We start from the raw sequence: 16,058 nt of genomic DNA on the forward strand, positions 1-16,058 counted from the left end.
GGGCCAGAGGGTCAGCTCCAGCTCTCTCGGTATCCCGTACAGCGGCGCTCCGGAGCAGGTGCCGCTGTGCACATGCCCAACCGCGCGAGGCGGGAGGGCAGGGAATCAGAATGCGTAGTTGACGCGAACTGCGACGCCAGATTTGGCAGCGGTGTTGGCTGCGTCGTTCTTTTGCTTGCTGTACGAAGCAGCCGGGGTGATGGTTGCACCCGTAGCGAACAGCGGCAGCGAGTAGGCCACATAGAACGTGTTTTGCTTGGCATCGCCGGTCTTGTCAGCGATGTAAGCCACGCCAGCTGCACCGAACACGCCAACCAGGCCGAAGCTGGTGCTCTTGACGTCAGCAGCGCCAGTGACCTTGACCTTGGCGGTAGCTGCGTTGACGTTCACGGTGCCGCCCATCAAAGGCACACCAACCGTGCCGCCGAAACCGGTCAGCTTCGACTCAGCAGCAGTTGCCGTAGCGTTGGTCTTCGAAGTTTCGAAACCCAGCTTGACAGACACGGGGCCTGCGTTGAACGACACGGCGGGGCGGACGCCCTTGGTCTCGCCAGCGTTCTTGGTCTCGACGATGCCGAGCTCAAGGCCGACGCCCGGAACTGCGTTCACCGACAGGGCCAGGTGCACCGGGTTGCTGCCGAAGCGGCCGCGCAGGGTGTTGGCACGGTAGCCGTTGACGCCGTCGTTCTCGACGTAAACGTCCTTGCCGACCGGGAACAGGTCAGCGGCTTCGAAGCGGCCGAACTTGACATCGGCAACCGAGGTGCCGATCTGGCCCCACATGTCGTCCACGCCGGTCGTGCCGTCTTTCTTCAGCAGCAGCGTGCCGCGGCCAGCAACGAAGCCGTTGTCACCACCGGCCTTGCCAGCGACGTTGACTTCAACTCGGCCGCTTTGGCTAAGACCACGGTCTTGATTGCCGTACTTGGTGTCCAGTTCCAGGTTGGCGTCGATCGTCGGTGCTGCGAATGCAGCCGTAGCCATGAACGTAGCTGCAGCAATGGCGGCGAGTTTGAAAGTACGGGTCATGTGAGTATCTCCTCTTTGGTTGGAACAAAAGACCGTGAGTCGGCCATCGAAAAACACTGACTAACTGGGTAAATCAATTGCGTTGCATCAGCGCGACTTGCAAATGTATCGGCGCTTTAATTACTGTCAATTGCGCCGTTGCTTGTTAGCCACGCTTGCCGCTTATCTGCATTGTGGTCGGGCATCGGTAAACGCCGGTGAACTTTCGCTGTGGGGAGCTCTCAGGTTCTAGAGCGTTACAGCGTCATTCATGAGGCTGGATTCTGCCGTTTGCTCGCAACAGCGCAAACGATTGCGCTGAAGAGGTGACTCTGAAGCGCCAAAAGCTAGGGTAGATACTTGTTGCTGATTGGCAACGGTTACTGAGGGGTTACAGCGTGGAGAAGGCGCTATATCAGTAGAAACCCGAGCATCTGTTCCGATGCCCGGGGAGGGTTGCCTCGTGGTGTTCAGCTCTTGAGCATCCACTCATGTGCGGGGTCATTCTTGAAATGCCAGGCCCGGCCCGGACCTGCCATCACATTCAGGTAATACAGGTCGTAGCCGTGCGGCGCCACGCAGGGGTGATAACCCCGCGGCACCATCACGACATCATGGTTCTCGACGGCGCAGGCCTCGTCGATGCTGCGGTCATCGGTATAAACCCGCTGGAATGCAAAACCCTGGGGTGGGTTGAGGCGGTGGTAATAAGTTTCTTCGAGCAGGGTTTCCTCGGGGGCTGCTTCGCGGTCATGCTTGTGCGGCGGATAACTGCTGGAGTGACCGGCGGGGGTAATGACTTCGGTGACCAGCAGGTGGCTGGCGGTCGGGTTGTCGACCATCAGCACGTCACGCACGGTGCGGCTGTTGCTGCCCTGGCCGCGCACGGTGCGGCGCATGTCGGCGCCGTCCAGGCGGCGCACGGTCTTGCTGCTGCCCGCGTCGTCATAGGGTGCCGTGCACAGCGCGACCTCGGCGGCGCCCCGGGCCGTGATGGTCACGCTCTGGCCGCCGGGTACGTAGAGCGCATCGGGCGCGGCATCATCGAACACGCTGGCCCGCGACCCCAGCGCCTCGTAGGCGGTGCCGGCCACGGTGATGTCGACGGTGCCGGTCAACACCACCACGCACAGTTCGCGCGCGCCGGTGTCGAGCTGCTCGCTCTCGCCCGCTGCCAGGCGCAGGGCCCGGAAGCCGACGTGCGTCCAGCCGGCCGATTCGGGCGTGATGTCACAGATCTCGCGGCCGGGCGCGGCCTTGACCAACAGGGGGGAAGGCATGGGCGGGCTCCTCAGGCGCTCAAACGGTCGACGAGGGCGCGCAGCGTGTCGTAGCCCTTCTTGGCGTACTCGTAGCTGGGAGCCACGGCCGGGTCCTGCTCGGCCTCGACCACCAGCCAGCCTTCGTAGCCGGCGTTCTTCAGGGTGGTGAGCACGGCGTCGTAGTCCAGCGCGCCGTCGCCCGGCACGGTGAAGGTGCCGTTGATGACGCCGTTGAGGAAGCTCCAGCTGTCGTTGCGCGCGGTGGCGATGACCTGCGCGCGCACGTCCTTGCAGTGCACGTGCACGACGCGGCCGACGTGCTTCTTGAGCAGCGCGACCGGGTCGGCGGCGCCGCCGAAGTAGGCGTGGCCGGTGTCGAACAGCAGGAAGACCTTGGCCGGATCGGTCAGCGCCATCAGCTTGTCGACGTCGGCGGGCGACTCCACATACGCGCCCATGTGGTGGTGGTACGCCAGCTTGATGCCGTAGGTGGCGATCAGGTGTTGGCCGAACGCGTTCAGGCGCTCGGCGTAGGCCTGCCAGAGTTGCTCATTGGCGAAGTGCGGGCGCTTGGCCACCGGCGTGTCGATCTGGCCTTGAATGGTGCCGGCGCATTCGCCGTAGACCACGACCTTGACGCCGTTGTATTGCAGCTTGCTCATGTGCGCTCGTGCGCGCTCGATTTCGGCGGCGACGGCGTCAGCGTCGGTCATGCCGGCAGGCACTTCAGCCAGGAAGCCCGAATACCAGCCCGACACGCAGGCCAGGCCGAACTCGTCGAGCTTGGCCTTGAGGCCGGGGCCGTCCTTGGGGAACTTGTTGCCCAGCTCGAAGCCTTCGTAGCCGATCTGCTTGCCTTCGGCGAGCGCCGTTTCCAGCAGCGTCTCACCGCCCAGCGAGGGCAGGTCGTCGTTCATCCAGGACAGGGGGTTGATGCCGATGCGGACGTTCCAGGTCATGACGGGTTCTCTTTCAGTCTGTAGAAGATAGGGATGATCAGATGCGCTGCGCTTGCTTGGCCGCGTCGTAGCGTGCGCGCGCCTCGACCACTTCGCTGCGTTGCGAGACTTCGGGAATGGCGACTTCCCACCAGCAGCCGCCGTCGGTGGTGCGCGTGTGGGTGGTGTCGATCACGATCACCTGGGTCTTCCTGGCGGCGCGGGCGGCGACCATGGCGGTCTTCAGCTCAGCCACGTTGCCGACATGGACCGAGTGCGCGCCCATGGCGCGGGCGTGCATCGCGAAGTCGATCTCGCTCGGCTGACCGCCTTCGGGTACGCAGTCGTCGAGCATGTTGTTGAAGCTTGGCACGCCCGACTTGCCCTGCAGGCGCTCGATGCAGCCGTAGCCGCGGTTGTCGAGCACCACGACGATGATCTTGACGCCCAGCATCACCGAGGTGGCGATCTCGGCGTTGAGCATCATGTAGGAGCCGTCGCCCACCATCACGATCACCTCGCGGTGCGGCGCGCCCATCTTGGCGCCCAGGCCGCCGGCGATCTCGTAGCCCATGCACGAGTAGCCGTATTCCATGTGATAGGTGCCCGGCGCGCGTGAGCGCCACAGCTTGTGCAGCTCGGCCGGCAACGTGCCGGCGGCGCAGACCACCAGGTCGTTGACGCCGCTGTCGCCACCGGCGTCGTTGAGCGAATCGCGCACCGCGCCGATCACCTCGGCGTCGTAAGGCAGCACGCCTTGCGGCTCGGCCGTGGTGATCTGGGTGATCCAGGCATTGCCGGCAGCGGCCTGGTCCTTGGCGCGGGCGGTCCAGCCGGCGTCGGCGCGCCAGTCGGACACGGCGGCGGTGAGCTGGCCGAGGCCGACCCGGGCGTCTGCCACCAGCGAGGTGGCGTTCCACTTGCCGGTGTCGAACGGCTGCACGTTCAGGCTCAGCAGGCGCGACTGGGCGAACAGCGCGTGCGAGCCGGTGGTGAAGTCCTGCAGGCGGGTGCCGATGGCCAGCACCACATCGGCTTCGCGCGCCAGGGTGTTGGCCACGGTCACGCCATCGACGCCGATGGCGCCGAGGTTCAACGGGTGGTCCCACGCCAGGCTGCTCTTGCCGCCGTGCGACTCGACCACCGGAATGCCGTGCGCCTCGGCGAAAGCGCGCAGCGCCTCGCCGGCCTGGCTGTAGAGCACGCCGCCACCGGCCACGATCAGCGGCTGGCGGGCGGTCTTGAGCAGCGCGGCGGCGCGGGCGAGTTCACCCGCATCGGCCGGCGGGCGGCGCCAGCGGATCAGCTCGGGGTGCAGGAAGTCCTCGGGGCAGTCGAACGCATGCGTCTGCACGTCCTGCGGCAGCGCCAGGCAGACCGGGCCGCAGGCAGCGGGGTCGGTCATGATCTGGATGGCGCGCGGCAGCGCGGTCAGGATCTGCTCAGGCCGCGTGATGCGGTCGAAGTAGCGCACCACGGGGCGGAAGCAGTCGTTGGCGCTGCTGTCGCCCTGGCCGAAGTTCTCGATCTGCTGCAGCACCGGGTCCGGCGCGCGGCTGGCGAAGGTGTCGCCCGGCAGCAGCAGCACCGGCAGGCGGTTGACGTGCGCCACGGCAGCGGCCGTGACCAGGTTGGTCGCGCCCGGGCCGATGCTGGTGCTCACGGCCATGATGCGCTGGCGGAACTGCGCCTTGCTGTAGGCGATGGCCGCGTGCGCCATGCCCTGCTCGTTGTGGGCGCGGAAGGTGGGCAGCGGGTTGCTGGCGTGATCGCGCTGCGCGTACAGCGCCTCGCCCAGGCCGGCCACGTTGCCGTGGCCGAAGATGGTGAACACGCCGCCGCAGTAGGGCTGGACGCTGCCGTCGCCCATTTCGACGCGCAGTGCGGCCAGGTGCTGCACCAGGGCCTGGGACAGGGTGAGTCGGGTGGTTTTCATGGCGGTGATTCTCTTGGATCGCTCAGGTCAGGCCGCGTGTCATGCCGCTTGATGGCGGCTCTTCCAGGCGTCGACCAGGGTCGTGAAATTGGCGGCGACTTCGTTGATGAAGGCCGCGTCGTCGATCTCGCCCTTGAACCAGCGCAGCGAGGCGCTGACCCAGAGCGTGCGCCCGACCATGAAGCCCTTGACGATCGGGTTGGTGGCGTGGGCAAAGCTGTCGGCCAGGTACTGCAGCGGCTGGTTCAGGCCCAGGATGACGGCGCCCCGGCAGAGCGGATCACGCTCGGCCACCAGCGCGGCCAGCGCGGTCCAGCCGGCCGGGCTCATGGGCGCCAGCTTCCACCACTCGGGCTTGAAGCCGAGGTTGTAGAAGCGCTTGACCGCGCGCAGCACGGCGGCGTCTTCGGTGCCGGCCGGCGTCATGGCCTTGGGCGGAATGATCTCCAGCAGCAGCTCGTTGCCGCTTTCGCGCGTGGCTTCCCACAGCTCGCGCACGCGCGCTTCCTGCTCCAGGCGCAGGTCGACGGCGTCGTCGGGGTGGTAGTGCACCAGGCACTTGACGACCTGCTCGGTCGGCCAGTGGGTCAGCGCGCTGCCCACTGAATGCGTGCCGTCGAAGCGCAGCGGGCGCGAGCTGGGCAGCTCGACCGGGCGGCCCACCCACCAGCCGCGGCCGGTGGCGGCGGCCAGCGCGTCGCGGCCGTAGTCGCTGCCGTCGATCAGTACGCCGGTGTGGCCTTGCAGGCCCCGGCTGCGCTCGACCTGCTCGGCCGCCTTGACCAGCAGCTGCTTGAGGGCGGGCACGCGGCTGTCGGACACGCCGGCCTCGCGGGCGATGTCGAAGAACTGGCTGCGGTGGTCGAAGGCCATCACGCACAGCTCGTTCCATTCCTTGCGCGCCGCGCTGGTGCGGTGCAGGTGGGCGAGCTGCTGGTCGGCGTCGGGCTTGGGATTGCGGTTGCCCGAGAACCAGTGCGCCAGTTCCGCCGGCGTCGGCATGGCCGCCGAGCAGGCGTGGCGCGACACCACGATCGCGCCGCAGGCGTTGGCCACGCGGGTCGATTCGGCCCAGTCCTTGCCCTGCAGCAGGCTGGCCATCAGGCCCGACAGGAAGGCGTCACCGGCGCCCAGCACGTTGAGCACCTCGACGCGCTCGCCCTTGAAGGTCGGCGCGTCGTCGATCGATGCGGGAATGGCGCCCTCGATCACGCTGCAGCCTAAAGCGCCGCGCTTGACCACCAGCGTGGCGGCCGAGATCTTGCGCACCTCGCGCAGGCAGGCCATCAGGTCATCGGGCACGCCGCCGGCGATGAAGAACTCTTCCTCGGTGCCCACCAGCAGCTCGAAGTCGCCCAGTACTTCCTGCAGTTGCTGGGTGACGCGGGCGTCGGGCACGTAGCGGTTGTCGCCGGCGCCGCGGCTGGTCAGGCCCCACAGCACCGGGCGGTAGTCGATGTCCAGCACGCGCATCACGCCGTGGCGTTTGGCGTAGGCCAGCGCGGTGGTGGCGGCCTTGCGGGTCACGGGCGTGGACAGGTGCGTGCCGGTGATGGCCAGCGCGCGGCACTGGGCGATGAAGTCTTCGGAGATCTGCGACGCGTCCAGCGCCATGTCGGCGCAGTTCTCGCGCACGAACAGCAGCGGGAAGGTGTCGCGGTCCTTCAGACCGAGCAGCACCAGCGCGGTCAGGCGCTCGGGGTCGGTCTGCAGCTGGCTGATGTCGCAGCCCTCGCGCTCCAGCGTCTGCTTGAGGAAGTGGCCCATCTGCTCATGGCCGACGCGCGAAATCATCGCGCTCTTGAGCCCCAGGCGCGCCACGCCGAAGGCGAGGTTGCCGGACGAGCCGCCCAGCGTCATCGACAGGCTGCGTGCGTCTTCAAGATGGCTGCCGAATTGCTGGGCATACAGATCGACGGCGACGCGGCCCAGACAGGCCAGATCGACGCGACGGCCGGAGGGAAAGTTCAAGGCACTCATGCGGATTCAGCCCGGTCGGGCTGCCTTCGGGTATGGGGGAATGGCAAGGAGAGACGGGTCAATGGCGGTTGGCGTCGAGTCTAAATTCTAGAGAAATTAACTTCTCTAGGTAAAACTCCTTAGAAATTCATTTTCAAAAAAAGGAAGGACGCAGCTAAAGTTGCACCGTGTTGAAAGCGCTGCAGGGCGCAGCCAACCACCCAAACCGTCCAACATGTTTAGGAGACTGAGATCATGAAAAAGATGCTGATTGCTGCCGCTGCAGCCGCTGCCCTGGTGTCCCCGGCGGCTCACGCCCAGAAGGTCGGCCTGGCGATGGCCCAGCTCGACACGTTCCTGACGATCCTGAAGAACGGCACTGTCGAGGCGGGCAAGAAGGCCGGCGCCACGGTGCAGGTCGAGGACGCTCAGAACGACGTGGGCAAGCAGCTCAGCCAGATCCAGAACCTGATCGCACAGAAGGTCGATGCCATCATCGTCAACCCGGTCGACACCGACGCCTCGCCCAAGATCACCAAGATGGTGACCGACGCCAAGATCCCGCTGATCTACGTGAACCGCAAGCCGGTCGACTTCGACAAGCTGCCCGCTGGCGTGGCGTTCGTGGCGTCCGACGAAAAGGTCTCGGGCACGCTGCAGACCCAGGAAGTCTGCCGCCTGCTCAAGGGCAAGGGCTCCGTGCTGGTGCTGATGGGCGAGCTGAGCAACGAAGCCGCACGCACCCGCACCAAGGACATCGAAGAGGTCGTGGCCACCAAGGAGTGCAGCGGCATCAAGATCGCCGACAAGCGCGAAGGCAAGTGGGATCGCACGCAAGGCCAGGACATCACGACCAACTGGCTGTCGTCGGGCGTGAAGTTCGACGCCATCATCGCCAACAACGATGAAATGGCGATCGGCGCGATCAACGCCCTCAAGGCAGGCAAGAAGTGGACGCCGGCTTCGATCGTCGCCGGCATCGATGCCACCCCCGACGCACTGGCTTCGATGAAGGCCGGCGACCTGAAGGTCACCGTGTTCCAGAACGCCGCCGGCCAGGGTGCAGGTGCCATCGAAGCCGCACTGAAGCTGATCAAGAAGCAGCCGGTCGAGCGTTTCGTCAACGTGCCGTTCGAGCTGGTGACCCCGGCCAACCTGAGCAAGTACTCGGGCAAGAACTGATCCAGTTCTGAAGCGGCGCGCCTCCCGGCGCGCCGCTGTGGTGTTTGCACTCAGTGCACGAAGGAAGTCCTATGTCTTCAGCCATTCTGGAAGCTGCACCGGCCGCGCCTGACGTCACGTCCGCGCCCGCCGTCGAGCGCTCCACCGGCTATCTGCTCGAAGTTCACGGCGTGCGCAAGGCCTTCCCCGGCGTCGTCGCGCTCGACAACGTGCAGTTCAAATTGCGTCCCGGTACCGTGCACGCCCTGATGGGCGAGAACGGTGCGGGCAAGTCGACGCTGATGAAGATCATCGCCGGCGTCTACATCCCCGACCAGGGCGAGTTGCGCGTCAAGGGCCGTGCCCTCACGCTGACCGGCCCGCTCGATGCGCTCGAGAACGGCATCGCCATGATCCATCAGGAGTTGAACCTGATGCCCTTCATGACGGTGGCCGAGAACATCTGGATCCGCCGCGAGCCGCTCAACCGCTTCGGCTTCGTCGACCACGCCGAGCTGCGCCGCCGCACGCAAGCGCTGTTCGACCGCCTGGTGATCGACATCGATCCCGAGGCCGAGGTGCGCAGCCTGTCGATCGCCAGCCGGCAGATGGTCGAGATTGCCAAGGCCGTGAGCTTCGACTCCGACGTGCTGATCATGGACGAGCCGACCTCCGCGCTGACCGACAAGGAAGTGGCCCACCTCTTCCGCATCATCCGGCAGCTGCGCACGCAGGGCAAAGGCATCGTCTACATCACGCACAAGATGAACGAGCTGTTCGAGATCGCCGACGAGGTGTCGGTCTTCCGCGACGGCAAGTACATCGACACCAAACTGTCCACCGAGGTCACGCGTGACGACATCATCAAGATGATGGTCGGCCGCGAGATCACGCAGATGTTCCCCAAGGAGACGGTGCCGATCGGCGACGTCGTCCTGTCGGTCAGGAACCTCCGCGTCGACGGCATCTTCCGGGACGTGAGTTTCGACCTGCGCGCGGGTGAGATCCTCGGGCTGGCCGGACTGGTCGGCTCGGGCCGCAGCAACGTGGCCGAGGCGCTGTTCGGCGTGGTGCCGGCCACCAGCGGCTCGATCGCCATCAACGGCCAGCAGGTCGTGATCGACACGCCGGCCAAGGCGATGAAGAGCGGCATGGCCTTCCTGACCGAAGACCGCAAGGACACCGGCTGTTTCCTGACGCTCGACATCCTGTCGAACATGGATACGGCCGTGCTGAGCCAGCGCTACGTCAAGTACGGCTTCGTGCAGAGTGGCGCGCTGGAGCGCGACTGCGAAGCCATGGCGCAGTCGATGCGCGTCAAGACGCCCAACCTGCAGGAAATCATCCAGAACCTGTCGGGCGGCAACCAGCAGAAGGTGCTGATCGGCCGCTGGCTGCTGATCCAGCCGAAGATTCTGATCCTCGATGAGCCCACGCGCGGCATCGACGTCGGTGCCAAGGCCGAGATCCACCGCCTGGTGAGCAAGCTCGCCGGCGAAGGCGTCGCAGTGCTGATGATCTCGTCGGAAATGCCCGAAGTGCTCGGCATGAGCGACCGGGTGATGGTGATGCACGAAGGCCGCATGACCGGCATCGTCGACCGCAAGGACGCCGATCAGGTCACGATCATGGAACTGGCCTCGCAGTAAGCGCGGCGGAACAAGTTAGACGGAGTCGATATGTCCAGCAACAACGCAACCGTGGGCGCGCAGTCCATGACCTTCAAGCCGACCAAGGGCAAGTGGCCGCCCGAGGCCGGCATCTTCCTGGTGCTGATCGGCATCAGCCTGTTCTTCGAGGCCCTCGGCTGGTATGTCAACGGCCAGAGCTTCCTCGCCAACCCGGAGCGGCTGCAGATCATCATCCTGCAGATGGCGGTGATCGGCATCATCGCGGTGGGCGTCAATCTGGTCATCATCACCAGCGGCATCGACCTGTCGTCGGGTTCGGTGGTGGCGGCGGCGGCGGTGGTCTCGGCCAGCCTGGCGCAGGTGTCGGATTTCCCGCGCGCCATCTTTCCGCAACTGACCGACCTGCCGGTGTTCTGGCCGCTGCTGGCCGGCATGACGGTGGGCCTGGTGATCGGCCTGATCAACGGTTCGCTGATCGCCTACACCGCCATTCCGCCCTTCATCGCCACGCTGGGCACCATGGTGGCCGCGCGCGGCTTTGCCAAGTGGTTCACCGGCGGCATGCCCGTGAGCATGCTGACCGACGAATTCGCCTGGGTGGGCGAGGGCATCCAGCCGGTCATCATCTTCCTGGTGATTGCGGCGATCTTCCATGTGGTGCTGCGCTACACCCGCTTCGGCAAGTTCACCTACGCCATCGGCGCCAACCGCCAGGCGGCGCGCGTCTCGGGCATCAACGTCAACCGCCACCTGATCTGGGTCTACACCATTGCCGGCCTGCTGAGCGGCATCGCCGGCAGCGTGACTGCGGCACGGGCCATCTCCGGCCAGTCCGGCATGGGCGTGATGTATGAGCTGGACGCGATTGCGGCGGTCGTGATCGGCGGCACCTCGCTGTCGGGTGGCGTGGGCCGCATGACCGGCACGGTGATCGGCGTGCTGATCCTGGGCGTCATGACCTCGGGCTTCACCTTCATCCGCATCGACGCGTACTACCAGGAGATGGTCAAGGGTGCGATCATCGTCGCCGCCGTGGTGGCCGACCAGTACCGCCAGCGCAACCGGCGCGGCTGAGTTTCACCGGGCTCCCGGCCTGAAAGGCGTGCGGTCAAACGCACGCCTTTTTCGTTTCTTGAAGGTGCGGTTCAGCTGACATTCTCGGGTGTGAACAACTCCATCGCCTGCGGGAACTGGCCGGCGCTGGGTGGGGTGCCGGAGGCTTGCAATTCCAGTGCGCGCAGCATCTGCGTCACGGCGGTCTGGGCGATGCGGGTGGTGGGGGTGCCGATGACCAGGTCGACCACGCCGTCGATCAGCGCGGTGCGGTTGTCGGGCGTCAGCTCGTTGCAGACCAGCACGACGTGATGGGCCGGCGCCTGGGTTTGGATCTGCCCGGCCTGATGCTCGCGCAGCGCGCGGATGATGCCCTGAACACCGCCGCCCACCTCGTAGAGGCCGGCCAGGTCGGGGTGGCGGCGCAGCAGGTCGAGCGTGGCCTCGTGCGCCAGCTGCGCGTCTTCCAGGTTGACGCGGGTCTCCAGCACGTGGAAGTCCGGCGCGTGTTCGCGCAGGTAGGCGCGCAAGCTCATCTCGCAGGCCTCATGCCCCAGGTAGCGGTGGCTGCCCACGAACACTCCCACCGGCCCGGGCCGCCGCGCCAGCCGGCTGATGGCCCAGGCGGCCGTGCGGCCGCACTTTCGGGGATCGACACCGATGAAGCCGGCGCGCAGCGGTGCGCTCAGGTCCGACAGCAGCGCAAAAGTCGGCCTGCCCTGCGCGTGCAGCGCCTCCACCGCCGCGCTCACATGCGGGTGGTCGACCGCCACCACGCCCAGCGCGTCGGTGACCTGGCCGAGCCGCAGCATCTGCTCGGCGATGGCGGCCGGCTCCAGCGAATCCATGTACTCCACCACCGCCACGCAGCGCCCGGACGGATGCTGGCTGGCCGCCGCCGATAGCTCGCGCCCGAAGGCCTGATAGAAGGCCGCATGGCTGCGCAGCAGGCAGAAGCCCAGCGTGCGGATCTGGCGCTCGCCGGACTCCATCAGCCGGGCGCGCATCAGCTGCGCGCCGTGATAGCCGATGCGCTCGGCCGCTGCGATCACCCGCATCGCGGTGGCCTCCTTGACCGGCAGGCGGCTGTTGAGCACCCGGTCGACCGTGGCGGTGCTGACGCCGGCGGCCAGGGCCACGGCGGTGAGGGTCGGGCGTTTCAGTGGGGTGGCCATGATGGAAATGCAATGATGCGGCGCATCATGAATGATGGAATTTGATAGTGATTGCACCGGCTCGATTGCCAGCAGATGCGGTCGAAACCTAGTATCCGCTCCATGCCAGCCCGGTTGATGCGCTGGCTGGCAGAAATGATGTGATTACATCAGGAGATGATGGAAAAATGAACACCCGCAGTCAAGACGACTACAAGCTCATCGGCGGTTGGGGCGAGCGCGCCGCCGCTGCCGGCCTGGTCAACGCCACCTGGTACAAGTGCCCGGTGCCGCGCGCCACCATGAAGGAGCTGATGAAGCGCGACGACGCCCATGCCCTCCGCGACACCGCGCTGTGGTTCAGTCTGGTGATCGCCAGCGGCGCGCTGTTCGTCGCCACCTGGCTGGCGCAAGGCGCGGGCAGCGGCTGGACCTGGGCTGCGTTCTTCCTGTACGCCACGCTCTATTGCGGCCCGGCCGACTCGCGCTGGCACGAATCCAGCCACGGCACCGCCTTCAAGACCCGCTGGATGAACGACGCGCTCTACCAGATCGCCAGCTTCATGGTGCTGCGCCGCGCCACCCGCTGGCGCTGGAGTCATGCCCGCCACCACACTGACACGCTCGTCACCGGCCGCGATCCCGAGATCGCCGTGCCGCTGCCCACCGACGTGCTGGGCACGCTGCTCAACGTCTTCGCGCTCAAGAACGGCCCGACCGAATTCGCCCGCGTCGCCGCCAATGCCGTCGGCCACATCAGCGAAGAAGAAAAGACCTTCGTGCCCGAGATGGAGTGGCCCAAGCTGGTGCGTGAAGCGCGCGGCTGGGGGGTGGTCTACGGCGCGCTGATCGCCGCCGCCCTTTACTTCGCCACGCCGCTGCCGCTGTTGCTGATCGGTGCACCGTCGTTTGCCGGCGCCTGGCTCTACACCTTCTTCGGCCTGACCCAGCACGCCGGCCTGCCCGAGAACGTCACCGACCACCGCCAGAACTGCCGCACCGTCTACATGAACCCGGTGTTCCGCTTCCTTTACTGGAACATGAACTACCACGTCGAGCACCACATGTTCCCGATGGTGCCGTACCACGCGCTGCCCCAGCTGCACGAAGTGATGAAGCACGACTGCCCGCCGCCGTACCACGGCACGATCGCCGCCTACGCCGAAATCATCCCCGCCGTGCTGCGCCAGGCCCGCGAGCCGAGCCACCACGTGGTGCGCCAGATGCCCTCTGCGGCCGCCTGATCACCCCCTTTCCCAGATCGATAAAAGGAGACCCACCATGAGCCAATGGACCAAAGCCTGCGCCTTTGACGACATCGACGACGAAGACGTCAAGCGCTTCGACCACGCCGGCAAGACCTTCGCCATCTACCGCTACGAAGACAAGGTCTACGCCAGCGACGGCCTGTGCACCCACGAGCACGTGCACCTGTGCGACGGCCTGGTGCAGGAGCACGTGATCGAGTGCCCCAAGCACAACGGCCGCTTCGACATCCGCAGCGGCGCTCCGCTGGGCGCGCCGGTGTGCGTGGCGCTCAAGACCTATCCGGCCAAGGTCGAAGGCGGCGAGATCCTGATTCAGATTGGTTGAGTTTTTCGTCAGCCCACTCAAGCGCGCTGCTGCTCCACCCGCTGCAACAGCGCCGCGCTGAAACGTTCAGCCGGCCAGCCTTCCGCCAGCGCCTGGTTCATCAAGGCCTGGTGGCTGGCGGGTGCCAAGCCGCCCAGTGGCGGGTCGAGGTCGAGGTTGGTCGGGAAGGCATAGCCTTCGGCGCAGGCGGCGATGGCGCGTTCGGCGTCGGCCGTGCTCAGGCGTCCGGCCTCGACTTCCGCCAGCAGTACCGGGTAGAGCGCCAGGCTCATGCCCACCCGGTCGACGCTTTCCATCGCGCGGCCGAAGGCCGATGAGATCTGCAGCAGGTTGGCCAGCCGGCGGATGTCGGTCGAATGGTTGTTGCCGGCGGCGTGGATCAGTGCCGGGTTGAAGAACAGCGCATCGCCCTTGCGCAGCGCCAGCTGCACGTGGTGGGCGGCAAAGCAGGCGTCGAACTCGGGTCGGCCGGCGACCAGGTAGCCGGCGGTGTACTTGTGCGAGTGCGGCAGCAGCAGGGTCGGGCCGCTTTCGAGCGGCATGTCGACATGCGCCACCGCGCCCTGCAGCGTCAGGTGCGGCGACAGGCGGTGCACGGTGGTCGGGTAGCGCATGGCCTGCGCGGCGCTGCAGAAGCCCAGGTGGTAGTCACGGTGCGGCATCTGCGCCGCGCCGCCCGGGTTGACACAGTTGATCTGCGATGTGACCTGGTAGGCCGGGCCCAGCCAGGCCTGGCAGATCAGCGCCAGCGGCGGGTTGGCGTAGTAGCGCGCGAACAGCGCCGGCTCGCGCAGGCAGAGTTTCTGCAGCGCGTTCCAGACCCGGTTGTTGGCGCCGGCCTTGGCGAAGTGGTCGCCGCCGCTGTGGCTGCCGCGTTCGTCGTCGATCAGCGCGTGGAAGGCGCGGGTCACGGCGTCGAGCAGGTCGTGGTCGGCATAGGCGCTGCGCAGCACCAGCACGCCGGCGCCGTCGGCCAGCACGTCGTGCCATTCGGCCATCAAGGCGCTGGGGTCGGCGGTGGTCTCGGCCGCGAGCGCGGCCATGTCGTAGATCGGCACGCCGCTGAGCTGCTCGGTGGCGCAGGGTGGTTTCAGCATCGAGCGGCCGGCTTCGAGCACGGCGATCAGGTCATCGACCCGGCTGGCTTCGGCGTCCAGCCAGACCGGGTCGGTGGGGCGGGGGTTGTGCAGGCTAGACATGGCGGTGGTGGAGGCAGTGGACATGGCGCACAGCGTAGCCAGCGCAGCCCTCTTTCAGGGCGCAGAAAACCATCAGGAATCCATCAGGAATTCCATCGGTTTCGCTGCCTGCGGCTGCTACGCTGGCCGCCATGTCACGTTCATTTCTGGTCAAGGACATCGCCCAGCAAGCCGGTGTCAGCGTCGCCACGGTCGACCGGGTGCTCAATGGCCGCCCGAACGTGCGCGCCCACATGGCCCGCCGCGTCGAGCAGGCGGTGCAGGAGCTGACGCAGCAGAGCCGCCAGGTCGGCCTGGTGGGCCGCAAGTTCATGATCGACCTGGTGATGGAGACGCCCGAGCGCTTCTCGCGCGTGGTGCGCCAGGCGCTGGAGCGCGAGATGGCGACCCTGCAGCCGGTGGTGTTTCGTGCCCGCTACGCGCTGCAGCCGCTGTGGAGCCCGGCCGAGTTGGTGGCGCAGCTCGACCGCATTGCCAGCCGGGGCAGCCACGGCGTGCTGCTGAAGGCGCCGGACCTGCCCGAGATCGTCGCGGCGGTGAACCGGCTGGTGGAGCGCGGCATTCCGGTGATCACGCTGGTGACCGACCTGCCGCTGTCACGCCGCCAGGGCTATGTCGGGCTGGACAACCGCGCAGCCGGCGAAACGGCGGCCTACCTGATCGGCCAGTGGCTGGGCACGCGCCGCGCCGGCGTGCTGGTGTCGCTCAGCAGCGTGCGGTTCCGGGGCGAGGAAGAGCGCGAGATCAGCTTTCGCCAGGCCCTGCGGCGCCGCCATCCGCGCCTGACCCTCCACGACGTCAGCGAAGGCCACGGCGAACACGCCCGCACCGCCCGGCTGGTGCAGGCCAAGCTGCTGGCACATCCGGATCTGGTGGCGGTCTATTCGATCGGCGGTGCCAACGCAGCGATCCTGGAAGCCTTTGCCCAGGTGGGGCGGCGCTGCCGCTGCTTCATCGGTCATGACCTGGATGCCGACAACCTGCCGCTGCTGCGCGCCGGCCAGCTGAGCGCCGTGCTGCATCACAACCTGAGCCACGACATGCGCAATGCCTGCCTGCAGGTGATGGCCGCGCACGGCGCAGCGGGTGGCGTGGCCTCGGGCTTGTCGAACATCGAGGTCATCACCCCGTTCAACCTGCCGGCGAACGCCGGTTTTTGAGCGG

At 66.6% G+C, this 16,058-nt stretch carries 13 protein-coding genes; 6 read left to right on the plus strand and 7 right to left on the minus strand.

All coding sequences use genetic code 11. The features are described 5' to 3' along the window. Positions 1 to 105: 105 nt before the first annotated feature. The 5 genes from AC5IG3_RS03535 to AC5IG3_RS03555 all read right to left on the minus strand — a co-directional run bounded on the left by AC5IG3_RS03535 (position 106) and on the right by AC5IG3_RS03555 (position 7,124). Positions 106 to 1,029 carry a carbohydrate porin gene (locus tag AC5IG3_RS03535; protein ID WP_491904894.1) on the minus strand — a complete coding sequence of 308 codons (924 nt, stop codon included), beginning with the start codon at positions 1,027 to 1,029 and terminating at the stop codon, positions 106 to 108. Between the two features lie 449 nt (positions 1,030 to 1,478). Next, a complete protein-coding gene (iolB, locus tag AC5IG3_RS03540; RefSeq protein WP_491904895.1) occupies positions 1,479 to 2,288 on the minus strand; it encodes a 5-deoxy-glucuronate isomerase in 810 nt (269 codons plus the stop codon). Between the two features lie 11 nt (positions 2,289 to 2,299). Further along, complete coding sequence (gene iolE, locus AC5IG3_RS03545; protein WP_491904896.1) at positions 2,300 to 3,229, minus strand: myo-inosose-2 dehydratase; 930 nt, start codon at positions 3,227 to 3,229, stop codon at positions 2,300 to 2,302. Positions 3,230 to 3,266: 37 nt separating this feature from the next. After that, the gene (gene iolD / locus AC5IG3_RS03550) at positions 3,267 to 5,144 is read right to left on the minus strand and encodes a 3D-(3,5/4)-trihydroxycyclohexane-1,2-dione acylhydrolase (decyclizing) (protein WP_491904897.1); all 1,878 of its coding nucleotides are present in this window, start codon (positions 5,142 to 5,144) and stop codon (positions 3,267 to 3,269) included. A 39-nt stretch (positions 5,145 to 5,183) separates the two neighbouring features. After that, entirely contained in the window at positions 5,184 to 7,124 is a 1,941-nt protein-coding gene (locus AC5IG3_RS03555; protein WP_491904898.1) for a bifunctional 5-dehydro-2-deoxygluconokinase/5-dehydro-2-deoxyphosphogluconate aldolase, read from the minus strand. A 234-nt stretch (positions 7,125 to 7,358) separates the two neighbouring features. Between AC5IG3_RS03555 and AC5IG3_RS03560 the strand changes: the two genes are divergently transcribed. From AC5IG3_RS03560 to AC5IG3_RS03570, 3 genes are all read left to right on the plus strand, one after another. Further along, positions 7,359 to 8,285 (plus strand): sugar ABC transporter substrate-binding protein, encoded by a 927-nt coding sequence (locus tag AC5IG3_RS03560; protein ID WP_491904899.1) that lies wholly within the window; start codon positions 7,359 to 7,361, stop codon positions 8,283 to 8,285. Positions 8,286 to 8,356: 71 nt separating this feature from the next. Further along, on the plus strand, positions 8,357 to 9,913 hold the full coding sequence (locus tag AC5IG3_RS03565) for a sugar ABC transporter ATP-binding protein (RefSeq protein WP_491904900.1): 1,557 nt from the start codon (positions 8,357 to 8,359) through the stop codon (positions 9,911 to 9,913). A gap of 30 nt (positions 9,914 to 9,943) precedes the next feature. Further along, complete coding sequence (locus AC5IG3_RS03570; RefSeq protein ID WP_491904901.1) at positions 9,944 to 10,969, plus strand: ABC transporter permease; 1,026 nt, start codon at positions 9,944 to 9,946, stop codon at positions 10,967 to 10,969. A gap of 71 nt (positions 10,970 to 11,040) precedes the next feature. On the opposite strand, the gene AC5IG3_RS03575 is transcribed toward AC5IG3_RS03570, so the two are convergent. After that, positions 11,041 to 12,123 carry a LacI family DNA-binding transcriptional regulator gene (locus tag AC5IG3_RS03575; protein ID WP_491904902.1) on the minus strand — a complete coding sequence of 361 codons (1,083 nt, stop codon included), beginning with the start codon at positions 12,121 to 12,123 and terminating at the stop codon, positions 11,041 to 11,043. Positions 12,124 to 12,290: 167 nt separating this feature from the next. On the opposite strand from AC5IG3_RS03575, the gene AC5IG3_RS03580 reads away from it, so the two are divergent. Further along, positions 12,291 to 13,346 carry a fatty acid desaturase family protein gene (locus tag AC5IG3_RS03580; RefSeq protein WP_491904903.1) on the plus strand — a complete coding sequence of 352 codons (1,056 nt, stop codon included), beginning with the start codon at positions 12,291 to 12,293 and terminating at the stop codon, positions 13,344 to 13,346. A 37-nt stretch (positions 13,347 to 13,383) separates the two neighbouring features. Continuing rightward, the gene (locus tag AC5IG3_RS03585; RefSeq protein WP_491904904.1) at positions 13,384 to 13,695 is read left to right on the plus strand and encodes a MocE family 2Fe-2S type ferredoxin; all 312 of its coding nucleotides are present in this window, start codon (positions 13,384 to 13,386) and stop codon (positions 13,693 to 13,695) included. Between the two features lie 17 nt (positions 13,696 to 13,712). Here AC5IG3_RS03585 and AC5IG3_RS03590 read toward each other — a convergent pair whose 3' ends face one another. After that, positions 13,713 to 14,918, minus strand: coding sequence for a phytanoyl-CoA dioxygenase family protein (locus AC5IG3_RS03590; protein WP_491904905.1), 1,206 nt, complete (start codon positions 14,916 to 14,918; stop codon positions 13,713 to 13,715). A 107-nt stretch (positions 14,919 to 15,025) separates the two neighbouring features. Between AC5IG3_RS03590 and AC5IG3_RS03595 the strand changes: the two genes are divergently transcribed. After that, positions 15,026 to 16,054, plus strand: coding sequence for a LacI family DNA-binding transcriptional regulator (locus AC5IG3_RS03595; RefSeq protein ID WP_491904906.1), 1,029 nt, complete (start codon positions 15,026 to 15,028; stop codon positions 16,052 to 16,054). Positions 16,055 to 16,058: the final 4 nt, after the last annotated feature.

Source organism: Leptothrix sp. (in: b-proteobacteria), assembly GCF_965250675.1.
GTDB lineage: Bacteria > Pseudomonadota > Gammaproteobacteria > Burkholderiales > Burkholderiaceae_C > Sphaerotilus.

Bases quoted from the DNA above. Each gene is read 5' to 3' on its own strand.
- AC5IG3_RS03535 (WP_491904894.1), bottom strand. From the start codon at position 1,029: ATGACCCGTACTTTCAAACTCGCCGCCATTGCTGCAGCTACGTTCATG.
- AC5IG3_RS03565 (WP_491904900.1), top strand. From the start codon at position 8,357: ATGTCTTCAGCCATTCTGGAAGCTGCACCGGCCGCGCCTGACGTCACG.
- AC5IG3_RS03590 (WP_491904905.1), bottom strand. From the start codon at position 14,918: ATGTCCACTGCCTCCACCACCGCCATGTCTAGCCTGCACAACCCCCGC.
- AC5IG3_RS03555 (WP_491904898.1), bottom strand. From the start codon at position 7,124: ATGAGTGCCTTGAACTTTCCCTCCGGCCGTCGCGTCGATCTGGCCTGT.
- AC5IG3_RS03585 (WP_491904904.1), top strand. From the start codon at position 13,384: ATGAGCCAATGGACCAAAGCCTGCGCCTTTGACGACATCGACGACGAA.
- iolE (WP_491904896.1), bottom strand. From the start codon at position 3,229: ATGACCTGGAACGTCCGCATCGGCATCAACCCCCTGTCCTGGATGAAC.
- AC5IG3_RS03580 (WP_491904903.1), top strand. From the start codon at position 12,291: ATGAACACCCGCAGTCAAGACGACTACAAGCTCATCGGCGGTTGGGGC.
- AC5IG3_RS03560 (WP_491904899.1), top strand. From the start codon at position 7,359: ATGAAAAAGATGCTGATTGCTGCCGCTGCAGCCGCTGCCCTGGTGTCC.
- iolD (WP_491904897.1), bottom strand. From the start codon at position 5,144: ATGAAAACCACCCGACTCACCCTGTCCCAGGCCCTGGTGCAGCACCTG.
- AC5IG3_RS03575 (WP_491904902.1), bottom strand. From the start codon at position 12,123: ATGGCCACCCCACTGAAACGCCCGACCCTCACCGCCGTGGCCCTGGCC.
- AC5IG3_RS03595 (WP_491904906.1), top strand. From the start codon at position 15,026: ATGTCACGTTCATTTCTGGTCAAGGACATCGCCCAGCAAGCCGGTGTC.
- iolB (WP_491904895.1), bottom strand. From the start codon at position 2,288: ATGCCTTCCCCCCTGTTGGTCAAGGCCGCGCCCGGCCGCGAGATCTGT.
- AC5IG3_RS03570 (WP_491904901.1), top strand. From the start codon at position 9,944: ATGTCCAGCAACAACGCAACCGTGGGCGCGCAGTCCATGACCTTCAAG.